The sequence below is a fragment of the Methylobacterium jeotgali genome, from assembly GCF_022179345.1.
In the GTDB taxonomy this organism is placed as follows: domain Bacteria; phylum Pseudomonadota; class Alphaproteobacteria; order Rhizobiales; family Beijerinckiaceae; genus Methylobacterium; species Methylobacterium jeotgali.
On record NZ_BPQR01000044.1, the window covers coordinates 1 to 10,734 of the forward strand.

A 10,734-nucleotide genomic window follows, 5' to 3' on the forward strand; every position below is an offset into this window, starting at 1 on the left:
CTGATCGCCGAACGCGCCCGGTCACTGGGCGCGTTCGGCGATCAGGTACACGGCGGCGGCCATGGCGCCCAGGCCGCGGAAGCCCTTCGGCGTGAAGGCGTTCTCCAGCATGGCCTCGTCGGCTGCCAGAACCGGCAGGGCCCCGGACCGACGGACCGCGTCGCCGTAACCCGGGTCGGTGAGCCACTGGACGTGGCACGGGCGGCCCGACCTGACCTCTTCGAGCACGTAGCAGCGGCTCGGCAGGACGCCGTGCGCGGCGGCACGCAATCGCCACTCGACGTCATCGCGTTCGCGTTTCGCCGCCTCGTCGCCGCCGGAGGGGAAGAGGGCCGCGAGGTCGTCCGGCCGGAAGTCGCGCAATCGCACCGGGATTTTGGCGACCGGCGGTTCGATGGCGACCGACAGGTTCCGCCCAAAACCTATCGAGACCCGCCTGGAGTAGGGGCCCAGGGCGATGCGCCGGGCCACCCTGGCGCGCAGCATCGCCAAGCCATCGCCGAGGGAGCCGTCGCCGCGCGCGTGCGGGTAAGGCTTGAACGTCATGCCGAGCCTCCCTCCATTCGCCGCCGGCGCACCAGGGCGGCCATGCGTCGACGCGCACGGGTGACCGGCGCCTTCCGGCGCACCCAGGGGAGCGGCGGGAGCGCCGCCCATTCGGGCCGCATCAGCCGCCCTCCATGATCCGGGCGGTCCGGATCTCGACGGCCCGGACGCGCGCGACGTGCGCGGCCCAGAACCGGTTCGCGAGGAACATGACGGCCGTCGGCGCCGCGCGGGTTTTCGATGCGGATGTCCGCGGGATGCCGGGACCGGCCGTCGCCGCGACCGCCGCGAGCGGCGACCCCATGGCGGCCAGCCGGTCGTGGGCGCGCCGGCAGTGATCGACGGAGTGCGGCGTCATGCGCTCCTCGCCGTGGCCGGCACGATACTTGGCCAGGGCACGGCAGACATCGCCGCCCGCGAGGCTCCAGGCCCGTGCGAGGTAGGCGACGCCGAAGCGGATGTTCGTGGCAGGGTCGAGAAGTTCCGCGGCCGGCCCGCGATGACCGAGCATCGCCGCCGTGGCCGGCCGGACCTGCATCAACCCGAGTTCGCCGACCGTTCCGACCGCCCCGGCGTCGTAGCCGCTCTCGACGAACGCGACCGCCTCGGCGAGCGCGGGCGGGACCCCGCGTGCCGTCGCCTCCCGCATGAGGAGTTCGCCATAGGCGGTGCGACCGCGGGCCTTGGCGTTCCCGGGGGCCGTGGCCGTCGCGGATGGTCCCGCGGTGCCCTCCGCCGCGGCCGCCCCGGCGCCGGCAACGGCGGCGAGGCCGAGGAGGACGCCCAGGGCGCGAGGTGCCGCCGGGCGTGGGACGTTCCGGCCGTATCCCACTACTTGGCTTTCTGGATGCGGGTGACGGCGATCGAACCGTTCACGCGGTCGGCCGAGAACCGCACCCGCTCGCCGGGCCTCAGGCCCTTGAGCATGGCCGGGTCCTGGACCTTGTAGGCCATCGTCATCGCGTCCATCCCGATGTTCGGGATGGTCTCGTGGTCGAGGGTCACCTTGCCCGCGGCGTCGTCGACCTTCTTGACGGTTCCGGCGACGAGCGGGGCGTTCGACGGCGTCGCCTGCGGAGCCGGCTGCGGGGCCGCCTTCTCCGCGGGGGGCGTTTCCGGCTGACCCTGGGCCGGGTCGCCCTTCGCTCGACGGTCCAACGGTCCCTCGCCCGACGGCGTCTGGTTCGGCTGCGGCCGGTAGCCGGCCTCGCGGCTGCGGACCTGCCACTGCTTCAGGGCGTCGATCTTGGCCTGCTGCTCGTCCTGGATCTTCTGCGCGAGCTCGCGCAGCTGCCGGTCACCGCCGTAGTCGAGCTGCGTCTTGGCCAGGAACAACGTCTCCTCGTAGCTGGCGATCAGCAGCTCCGCGAAGTCCCGGTCCGGGTCGCCGGTCAGCTTCGTGTCCCGGAAACGGTTCGACATCGTTTCGCGCGCCCGCTCCAGGGCTGCGGGCGCGCCCTTGGCGGGCTGCGCGCCGGCGTGCTGCGGGATCGGGGCGACGAGCGCGGCCGCGAGCGCGGTGGACAGGATCAGGCGTCGCATGGTTGCTCCATCTCAGGGCTCCGAAGCCCTCGCGCGGGACCGGGCGGAAGCCGCACGGGGCTTCCCTCCAGGGCGCTACTTCGTCTTCTGGATCTTCGTGACGGTGTACGCGCCGCCGGCCTCCGCGACGTCGAAATCGACCTTGTCGCCGGCCTTCAGATCCTTGAGCATCGCGGGATCCTTGACGGGGTACGCCATCGTCATCGCATCCATGTCGAGCTTCGGGATCGCCGCGTGGTCGAGCGTGACCTTGCCCGCGGCCGGGTCTACCTTCGTCACCGTCCCCTTCACGGACTGCGCCCATGCAGGCGCCGCGACCGCCAGGAAGGCCGCCGAAAGGACGGCGAGCGGGAACTTGCTTCTCATGGTTTCTTCTCCTCAGGTCGATTGAACCGCCACGCCGGCGCCGTTGAGGGGATCGGCGACCGGCGCGGCGGACTTCGGACGGGATCGCTCCCGTTCCGAACGGGTTCGCCTGCCTCGCTCGTGGCGATTCCGGCAGGCCGTCTGGCGCGTTGTGGGCGTCCGCCTAGTGCTCGTGGCCGCCCGCGTTCGAGGCCGTGCGGCGCGTCCGCGGATCGACGACCCGCAGGTCGGTCTGCCGGGCGCGCCGGGCCTTCGGGGTGTCCGGGGCGCGGGCCGGCTCCGGCATCGGCTCGCCGGTCCACTCGTATGCGAGGGTGCCTTCCGGATGCCTGTACCAACCGGGGTCGCGGTAATCGCCGGCCGCCAGTCCCGGACGGACCTTCAGGACCGTGAACATCCCGCCCATCTCGACCGACCCGAACGGGCCCGCGCCGGTCATCATGGGCAGCGTGTTCTCGGGCAGCGGCATCTCCATCTCGGACATCATGCCACCGCCCGTCGAACCCATCGGCATGTAACCTGGGGCGATCTTCTGGATCTGCTTGGCCGTGCTCTTCAGGTTCACGCCGATGTAGGTCCGCACGTTGTGGCCCATGGCGTTCATGGTGTGGTGCGACTTGTGGCAGTGGATCGCCCAGTCGCCCGGGTTGTCGGCGTTGAACTCGATGGCCCGCATCTGCCCGACCGCGACGTCGACCGACACCTCCGGCAACTGATAGTTTTCGTTGATCCAGCCGCCGTCCGTGCCGGTGACCTTGAAGTCGACGCCGTGGACGTGGATCGGGTGGTTGGTCATGGTCAGGTTGCCGAAGCGCATCCGGACCTTGTCGCCCTGGCGCGCGACCATCGGATCGATGCCCGGCCACACCCGGCTGTTGAAGCACCACATGTTCATGTTGAGCATCGTGTTGACCTTGGGCACATAGGACCCGGCCTCGATGTCGTAGGCGTTCAGCAGCCAGACGAAGTCGCGGTCGACCCGCCGCTCGGCCGGATCGCGCGGATGCACGACGAAGAAGCCCATCATGCCCATCGCCATCTGGACCATCTCGTCCGAGTGCGGGTGGTACATGAAGGTGCCGGAGCGCCGGAGGATGAACTCGTAGACGAACGTCTTGCCCGGCGGGATGCCGGGTTGGGTCAGGCCGGCGACCCCGTCCATGCCGTTGGGCAGCGTCTGCCCGTGCCAGTGCACGACGGTCGCCTCCGGCAGGCGGTTGGTGACGAAGATGCGGACCTTGTCGCCCTCGACCGCCTCGATGGTCGGTCCCGGCGACTGGCCGTTGTAGCCCCAGAGCCGCGCGTCCATGCCGGGCGCCATCTCGCGCACGACCGGCTCGGCGATGAGGTGGAACTCCTTCCAGTCGCCGCGCATGCGCCACGGCAGCGTCCAGCCGTTGAGCGTCACCACCGGCTGGTAGTCCGGCCCGCTCGTCGGATAGAGCGGGGGCTGCATGGTCGCCTTGTCCATGATCGGGGCTTCCGGAAGCCCGGCGGCCTGGACGCGCCCGCTGATCATGGAGGTGCCGGCGAGCACGAGGCCGCCCGCACCCAGGATCCCCCTGCGCGAAATGTCTGTCATGGTTTCCCTCCGAATGTCATGGGCGGTCCGGGGTCCGGATCTCAGCCGCCGGGCGTCGCGACGGCGAGGCTCGTCCCCGGGGTGCCCCCGGCGGCCTCGCCGCCGAAGTTGCCCCCCGAGAAACCGCCGCCGACAGTCGCCGCCTTGAGGTCGGTCGCCGCGATCCAGAAGTCGCGCTGCGCCTCGATCGCCTGGATGTTGCTGAGGATCCTGGCCCGGGCGTCGACGATCAGCGTCGTGACGTCCAGCAGCATGCCGCTGTACTGGAGCAGCGCCTGGTCCTGGATCGTCCGCCGCAGGGGCAGGACGCTCGTCTGGTAATGCCGGGTGATGTCGTACTGGCCGCGATAGCGCTGGTACGCCTCGCGCACCTCGGAGCGGGCGTTGACCGCGCGCTCCGCCAGGCGGTTGGCGCTGGCGATGTAGCTTTCCTGCGCCCCCCGGACAGCGGTGGCCCCGAAGTCGTAGATCGGGATGACGAGATCCGCCGAGAACCCGTTCAGGCTGGCCTTGTCGACCTTCGGGGCACCGCCCTCGCCCCCCGCGGTCCTCGACCGCGAGAACCGGTTCGCGAAGCCCGCATCGAAGACGCTGACGAAGCCGCTGGCCTGGTTCAGCCCGAACTGCCCCACGAGCGATTGCAGCTCGAAGCGGGCGGCCTGCACGTCGGCCCGCTTGCTCATCGCCTCGGCCTCGATGGCGTGCCCGTCGACGAGCCTCCCAGGCAGGGGCGGCAGGCCGTTAGGCAGGCGGAAATCGATGTCCCGCCCCCAGAGACCGAGCAGTCGGGTGAGCCGCTCCCGTTCGGCGCGTTGCTGCACCCGCGCCTTGGCGAGCTGCGCGCCCAACTCGCTGTAGAAGGCGTGCTCGCGCGCCTGCTCCAGCTTGTTCAGCGCGCCCGTCTCGCCCAGCTGCTTGGCCAGCGTCGAGGCGGATTCCGCGCCGGCCAGCGCCTGTTCGAGGAAGGCGGTCGCCTGGTTGGCCGCCACGGTCCGGTAGAATTGCCGGCGCGCCTCGCCCCCGAGCCGCAGGACCTGCTCCGCCGCGTTGTACTGGTCGGCCGTGAACCGCTGCCGCGCGATCTCGGCGCGCACCGGGAGCGTCGCCAACTCCAGCACGCTGGCGGCGACGGCGCGCTCGATCTCCGTGTTGAACCCCAATCCCCACTGCGTGATCGAGAGGCGCGGCGAGGGCGGCAGCGTGGCCTGCACGTACTGCGCCTCGGAGACGCCGAGGTCGTTGAAGGCGGCCTGCAAGCCCCGGTTCCTCAGGAGTGCGACCTGCACCGCGCCGTCGGCGGTCAGGGGACGGCGCAGCAACGCGTCCACGCGCGCGTCCGCGCTCGGCGCGACGCCCTGGTCGTCCGCCTTCACGATGTCCTTGCGCAGTTCCAACGCTGCGTAGCCGCCTGCGACGGAGAGGCCCGCGTCCGGCGAGAAGCTCGCGCAGCCCCCCAAGGCGAGGCCGAGGCCGGTAACGCTCGCGGCCACGCGCACGAACCGCCCCCGGACGGCCTCGTCCGGCGGTCGCGCGGTCGTACCGGCGTGTCCCGGCGCGGTCGTCGTGCCACTCATGTCCGGTAGTCCGGCGCCGCCGCCCGTTTGGTTACAGCGACGGGCCATCACCGCCCCCCCGAATCGCGCTTGCCGCCCATGCCGGGCATCCCGTCCATGCCCGGCATGCCCCCCATCCCGCCGGACCCGGCCTTCGGCGCGACCTGACGATTGAGCTCGCGCCAATCCTTAGGGTCGACGACGCCGAAATCCTTCACGCCCTGCGTCACCTTGGCGTAGCGGGGCGGCCGGACCGGGATGTCCGGCTCCGAGGGCAGGACGAGCCCGGCGGGAACGGCGGCGGGCAAGCAGCCGGCGAGCGGCAGGACCGCCGCGAGCGCGGCCGGTCTCGGCAGCTTGAACATCTTGGATTTCCCGAATTGAGGCGGACGGCCGAAGGCAGTCCCAGGCGTTGCACGGGCCGCGGGCCGAGCGGCGACGGCGTCGCGCCCAGCGAAGGCGTCGGCTCGTTGTGGGTGTGCGAGGCCGTCCCTTCGGAGCGGCCGGGGGCGGGCGCTAGATCCGCCCGCGCGTCACGCTTGGCGCCTCGGCGGCCGCTCGATCCGTAGCGGATGCGCGTCGACGGCCCCGTCCACCTGGACGATCAGGACCCGCTCGGACGGATGAAATTCCAGGGTGATGCTCGCCCATGGCAGGGTGGGAAGCGCGGCTTGGCACGCGAGCGGGCAGCAGGTCGCCGGGCAGGGAGGATGCTTGGGGCGATGCCGATGGCCGGGGCATCCTTCGTCGGCGGCCGCCGCCGGCACGGCGAGGGAAGTCCCCCGTATCCCAGCCTCGTCCGGCTCGTTCTGGCCGCCCAAGGCGCCGGCGGCGTGCGCGAGAGGCGTCGCCGCGGCGGCTGCTATGTGGCGGTGAGCCATCGACTGCCGGCCCATGGTGCACGGCGCTGCCGGCGCGATGGCCAAGGCCAAGGCGAGTACGGCAAGCAGCAATGCGCGCACGACATTCACTGATCAGGGCCCCTGCCTAATCTTCGCGGACATTCTCACGCCGGGGTGGAAGCTGCAATCCGTGGTGCTCGACCGATGTCCCACAAACTCAGCGTGTTGGAAGTTCGCCACATGCCGGTGTCGACGGCGAAGCCGCACTCGGCGGATTGACCGCCACACCGGTGCCAGGACCCCCGCCGCGTTCATGCGACGGGCGCTTGGGGGTACCCGGGACGGGTATCACCGCGGCCCGTCCGTCAATGAGCGTGTTCGTGCGGTGTGGAGGGGGCGTCCGGCGCCGGGCGCGTCACTACCTTGCCCGCGGCGGCATCGGGCGTCTTTGGGGCGTCCGCGGTCTCGTGGTCGTGGCCGTGCTCATGGGGATGGCCGCCGCTTGCGGGGTGGACGTGGTCGCCCGATCTCGGGAGCGCCATGACGCCCAGGCCGTAACGGTAGACGTTCTCGCCGCCGAGCCAGCCCGTGACCACGAGGGCCCCGGAACCTCCGGCGAGGAGCACCAGCAGCAGGACGCCCGCGCCTGCGACCTTCCGGCGCTCCAGCCAGGCGACGCCGGCGGCGGCGAGGAACACGAGCGCGGTGGCGACGGCCCAGCGAAGGTGGACGGTCATGTTCGCGTGCGAGGGCGCGTCGTGATCGACCGTGTTGTACGCCGACCAACCCGTGGCGAGGGTCGCGACCGTGACTGCCGCGCCGATCGCGAGGTTCCATCGGGCGGCGGCCGTGAGCGCGCCTCCCGATGCCGCTTTCCTGAACAGGGTCCCCGCGGCGAAGAGGACGCTGGCCGTGATGAGGAGGGCGACCGTGAAATGGACCGCGACCGGATGCCAGTTCGGGATCACCTCGATCATGATCGTACTCCTAGGAAAACGTCGATGGCGGGACGGGCCGGCTTCTTGCCCGGACCGCCCGCGGTGAGGGGAAAAGCGATGGCGCCGAACGCCGGCCCCGGGCCGAGCCCGCCGTCTTCCCCGGATCGGAGACCGCCCTCTCCGCGGCGCTCTCGGCAAGCCTGTCCATGCGAAGGGAGAGCGCCGGCGGCGAGGCTCCGGAGGCTTCCCGCCCGGCCCGTGGCGTCGGGTACGGCTGGGTCTAAGATCGGGGCATAGGCTTGGCAATTATGCGCGGCACATGCCTACGCTCCCGGGCATGCCGCGAGCGCTGTAACGTTTCGGCGGCCGCTTGCGGATTGTTCTCCGAGCGGCGCGGCCGATCATACGTCGCTTTCGGCCGACGAGCCTCAGGGCGCAGATCGCCGTACGACACGCTCCTACAGGATGGTGCTGCGGTCGTGAGGACACGGTGGGGTGGCGGAACATGCGACGTATCTCTGACATCCGCTCAGCGGCTACGAACCGGCCCGCCTAGTCCCGGTGCTGCAGGTGGAAGAGGAACTGCGCGCGCTGCTCATCGCCAGCCTTGCGGGCAGCGCGGCCGACTACCGGCGCTTCCTGGGGCGGCTCGGGTCGCACCTACGCGCGTATTACAAAGGCAAGCTGGCTCGCTCCGGCCGTACCGACACCGAGGCGGAGGATCTCGTCCAGGAGACGCTGATGGTGATCCATGTGCGGCGGCACACCTATGACGTCACGCAACCGGTGACGCCGTGGATCCACGCCATCGCCCGCTACAAGCTCATCGACCATTTTCGGCGTACGCGTACGGCCGCGGCCGACGTCCCGGTCGAGGATGCCGGCGTGCTGGTGGCTCGCGACGATCATGTCGCGGCGGAGAGCTCGCTCGACGTCGAGCGCCTCCTGGCGCACCTACCGCCCAAGATGAGGAACGCGATCCTCTCGACGAAGGTCGAGGGCCTGAGCGCCGCCGAGGCGGCCGAACGTGCCGGGATGTCCGAGACCGCGATCAAGGTGAGCGTCCACCGCGGCCTGAAGACCCTGGCCAATCTCGTGGGAGGCAAGGCGAGATGAAGACCGACGAACTCATCGGCCTGCTGGGCGCCAGCTTCGAGCGCGAACCGGTCGGGGCCCCCTGGATGACCCGCCGGCTCGCGCTGGCGGTCGCGGTCGGCGCGACGGCCGCGCTGTGCCTGGCGCTGGCGTTTCTGGGCCTGCGTCCCGGCCTGACCGAGGTCCGGCCGCTCCTGTTCCTCGCGTTCAAGTTCTCGTTCGCGGCCGCGGTCGGGAGTCTCGCGCTCCGGTATCTCGTCAGGGCGGTCAGGCCCGGCGGCGAGAGCCGCGTCCATCTCGGGGTCGCCGCCTTGCCGTTCCTCGTGGTCGCGGCGCTGGCGTGCGTGAGCCTTTTGATGGCGCCGACCGAACATTGGCACGGCATGGTATCCGGTCACACCTGGCTCGAATGCCTCATCTCGATCCCCGTGATCGCCGTCGTGCCGTTCGCCGTCGTCACCTGGGCGGTTCGACGGTTCGGAGCGCCGACGGATCTCGTGCGGGCGGGTGCCCTGGTCGGCCTCTCCGCGGGAGCCGTGAGCGCGCTCGGCTATTCACTGCACTGCATGGACGATACCGTACCGTTCGTCGCCGTCTGGTACGGGGGGACGATCGCGATGTGCACGCTCGTCGGAGCGCTCCTGGGACCGCGCCTCCTTCGCTGGTAGCGAGCCGGTTCGGAACATCCTCCGGATCGCCTGCCGGGGTTCAAGGGGCGACGCGACGGTTTGGGGGCCTGTCGCCGGCCGACGCTTCATGTCACGGGCCTCGCTGCGGTATCGCCGCGGATGGGATCCGGCACGACGACGGGCATGACCCTCCCACCCGCCCGGCCGCGCGAGGCAATGCGGCCGCCGCGCATCCCACAATCGCTTGCAGGATCATCCCCCCGGTGAGCGAGGCGCCGCGCCGGGCGACCCCGGCCCAACCCCACAAAGGTTCGCAGCGCGCTGTAACGGTACGTCCAAGACATCCGGACTTAAAGACAAGGAGCGGCAAGCTTCTCGTCAGATCAACGGGTTCCGCCATGAAAAGCAAGATCATCCCCGCCTTTGCAGGAATCGCCATGCTCGCCGGACTGCCGGGTTACGCGCTCGCGGGATGGATGGACAACGTCCCACCCCGTTTTCTGCCCCAGACGCATCAATCGCAACGGACCGAAACGCCTCAGGTCGAAGCTCCGGACGTCGGCCTGACGACCGGATCGATCAGCGCGGTGCCCCGTCGCCCTGCCGCCGCCCGGTCGGCACCCCCCGCCCAGCACTTCTGAACCTCCCGCGGGGTCCGAACCGCCGGACCGGCCGATTGGGGTTGTACGGGGTGAGGTTTGGCGCGCCGCCCTGCACCGCCTACCGCGCGGAGGGCCAAGTGTGCGGTAGGTTTCCCAGATGCCCGGACAGCACGCGCGCGGATGCCGGGAGCCCGGAACCTGCGCCCTTGCGATGGGCGGCCAGCGCAACAGCCCGAGGGCGACGACCGGCTCACGCCTGCGATGCACGCGACCATTCCCCTGTTGACCGCCTTCCAGATTGCGCGCCCGGCAGACGGCCACCCCATGTCCGCGGGCTTGCCAGGGGACCGACGGTGTCGATGCGGCTTCCATGGGTAGCGGCCTCGATCCGGCCTCTGCCTGCCGTTCGGGGACGGCCATGGCACGGCAGGCCGGACGCGCCATGGCGCGGTCCGGCGGGCTCACGAGAAACGGGTCGCCGAGACGCCCGCCCGGCGAGGTCGGTCGGCGGATCGACCGCCCGACGGAACGAAACCTTGACCCTCAAGACTTGAGACGCGCCGTCTCCCGTGACACTGGCCTTCCGCCCGGATCGAAAAGCTGGCATCGTACCTGCGTGACGTTCTTGATCGCCCTTCGGCGACTGTTGCCGCTCCTGGCGGTACTCAGCCTCGCCCTGACGCCGGTGGCCGCGCCCGCGGCCGCCGCGGGGATGCGCGCGTTCATCATGGCGCAAGCCGCGCCTGAGGCGACCTCGGCCATTGCCCATGCCGAGATGGAGGGGATGGACGTGGGCGACGCGGACATGGCCGACATGCCGTGCTGCCCGCCCGGGAAGGTGGCGAAGCCCGACTGCGCCAAGGCCGGCTGTCCGCTTTTGGCGCTCTGCCTCGCCAGCGTCGCCTCCCTCCTGCCGACCGCGGCGTCCGTCCCGGCCCCGGTGGCGACGCGGACGAGCCGGGTGTGGCCCGATGCGGCGTCCTTCGCCAGCCTGTCCGGCCGCCCCCTACCTGAGCCCCCCCGAGCCTGAGCCCGATGC

General features: G+C 70.9%; 12 protein-coding genes. 4 read left to right on the forward strand and 8 right to left on the reverse strand.

Going from position 1 to position 10,734, the window contains the following annotated elements; genetic code table 11:
* Positions 1-21: 21 nt before the first annotated feature.
* The 8 genes from MFF04_RS13520 to MFF04_RS13555 form a co-directional block, all read right to left on the reverse strand.
* On the reverse strand, positions 22-546 hold the full coding sequence (locus MFF04_RS13520) for a hypothetical protein (protein ID WP_238276547.1): 525 nt from the start codon (positions 544-546) through the stop codon (positions 22-24).
* Between the two features lie 121 nt (positions 547-667).
* Complete coding sequence (locus tag MFF04_RS13525; protein WP_373320056.1) at positions 668-1,195, reverse strand: transglycosylase SLT domain-containing protein; 528 nt, start codon at positions 1,193-1,195, stop codon at positions 668-670.
* A gap of 182 nt (positions 1,196-1,377) precedes the next feature.
* On the reverse strand, positions 1,378-2,088 hold the full coding sequence (locus MFF04_RS13530; RefSeq protein WP_050735101.1) for a copper-binding protein: 711 nt from the start codon (positions 2,086-2,088) through the stop codon (positions 1,378-1,380).
* 75 nt (positions 2,089-2,163) lie between these two features.
* Complete coding sequence (locus MFF04_RS13535) at positions 2,164-2,454, reverse strand: copper-binding protein (RefSeq protein ID WP_050735102.1); 291 nt, start codon at positions 2,452-2,454, stop codon at positions 2,164-2,166.
* Positions 2,455-2,617: 163 nt separating this feature from the next.
* Positions 2,618-4,036 (reverse strand): multicopper oxidase family protein, encoded by a 1,419-nt coding sequence (locus MFF04_RS13540; protein ID WP_238276548.1) that lies wholly within the window; start codon positions 4,034-4,036, stop codon positions 2,618-2,620.
* Positions 4,037-4,077: 41 nt separating this feature from the next.
* Positions 4,078-5,610: a TolC family protein gene (locus MFF04_RS13545; RefSeq protein WP_050735103.1), complete on the reverse strand. Its 1,533-nt coding sequence runs from the start codon at positions 5,608-5,610 to the stop codon at positions 4,078-4,080.
* 47 nt (positions 5,611-5,657) lie between these two features.
* Entirely contained in the window at positions 5,658-5,954 is a 297-nt protein-coding gene (locus MFF04_RS13550) for a hypothetical protein (RefSeq protein WP_050735104.1), read from the reverse strand.
* A gap of 842 nt (positions 5,955-6,796) precedes the next feature.
* Complete coding sequence (locus MFF04_RS13555) at positions 6,797-7,408, reverse strand: DUF2231 domain-containing protein (protein ID WP_050735106.1); 612 nt, start codon at positions 7,406-7,408, stop codon at positions 6,797-6,799.
* Between the two features lie 522 nt (positions 7,409-7,930).
* Here MFF04_RS13555 and MFF04_RS13560 point away from each other — a divergent pair.
* From MFF04_RS13560 to MFF04_RS13575, 4 genes are all read left to right on the forward strand, one after another.
* Complete coding sequence (locus MFF04_RS13560; protein WP_039903061.1) at positions 7,931-8,485, forward strand: sigma-70 family RNA polymerase sigma factor; 555 nt, start codon at positions 7,931-7,933, stop codon at positions 8,483-8,485.
* A complete protein-coding gene (locus MFF04_RS13565) occupies positions 8,482-9,132 on the forward strand; it encodes an NrsF family protein (RefSeq protein WP_050735107.1) in 651 nt (216 codons plus the stop codon). Before MFF04_RS13560 ends, MFF04_RS13565 begins: the two co-directional genes overlap by 4 nt.
* A gap of 359 nt (positions 9,133-9,491) precedes the next feature.
* The gene (locus tag MFF04_RS13570) at positions 9,492-9,734 is read left to right on the forward strand and encodes a hypothetical protein (protein WP_039903393.1); all 243 of its coding nucleotides are present in this window, start codon (positions 9,492-9,494) and stop codon (positions 9,732-9,734) included.
* A 577-nt stretch (positions 9,735-10,311) separates the two neighbouring features.
* Entirely contained in the window at positions 10,312-10,725 is a 414-nt protein-coding gene (locus MFF04_RS13575) for a hypothetical protein (protein ID WP_050735108.1), read from the forward strand.
* Positions 10,726-10,734: the final 9 nt, after the last annotated feature.

Excerpts from the sequence above, each read along its gene's own strand:
- MFF04_RS13520 (WP_238276547.1), bottom strand. The coding sequence starts at position 546 with ATGACGTTCAAGCCTTACCCGCACGCGCGCGGCGACGGCTCCCTCGGC.
- MFF04_RS13565 (WP_050735107.1), top strand. The coding sequence starts at position 8,482 with ATGAAGACCGACGAACTCATCGGCCTGCTGGGCGCCAGCTTCGAGCGC.
- MFF04_RS13535 (WP_050735102.1), bottom strand. The coding sequence starts at position 2,454 with ATGAGAAGCAAGTTCCCGCTCGCCGTCCTTTCGGCGGCCTTCCTGGCG.
- MFF04_RS13555 (WP_050735106.1), bottom strand. The coding sequence starts at position 7,408 with ATGATCGAGGTGATCCCGAACTGGCATCCGGTCGCGGTCCATTTCACG.
- MFF04_RS13530 (WP_050735101.1), bottom strand. The coding sequence starts at position 2,088 with ATGCGACGCCTGATCCTGTCCACCGCGCTCGCGGCCGCGCTCGTCGCC.
- MFF04_RS13570 (WP_039903393.1), top strand. The coding sequence starts at position 9,492 with ATGAAAAGCAAGATCATCCCCGCCTTTGCAGGAATCGCCATGCTCGCC.
- MFF04_RS13525 (WP_373320056.1), bottom strand. The coding sequence starts at position 1,195 with ATGCGGGAGGCGACGGCACGCGGGGTCCCGCCCGCGCTCGCCGAGGCG.
- MFF04_RS13540 (WP_238276548.1), bottom strand. The coding sequence starts at position 4,036 with ATGACAGACATTTCGCGCAGGGGGATCCTGGGTGCGGGCGGCCTCGTG.
- MFF04_RS13550 (WP_050735104.1), bottom strand. The coding sequence starts at position 5,954 with ATGTTCAAGCTGCCGAGACCGGCCGCGCTCGCGGCGGTCCTGCCGCTC.
- MFF04_RS13545 (WP_050735103.1), bottom strand. The coding sequence starts at position 5,610 with ATGAGTGGCACGACGACCGCGCCGGGACACGCCGGTACGACCGCGCGA.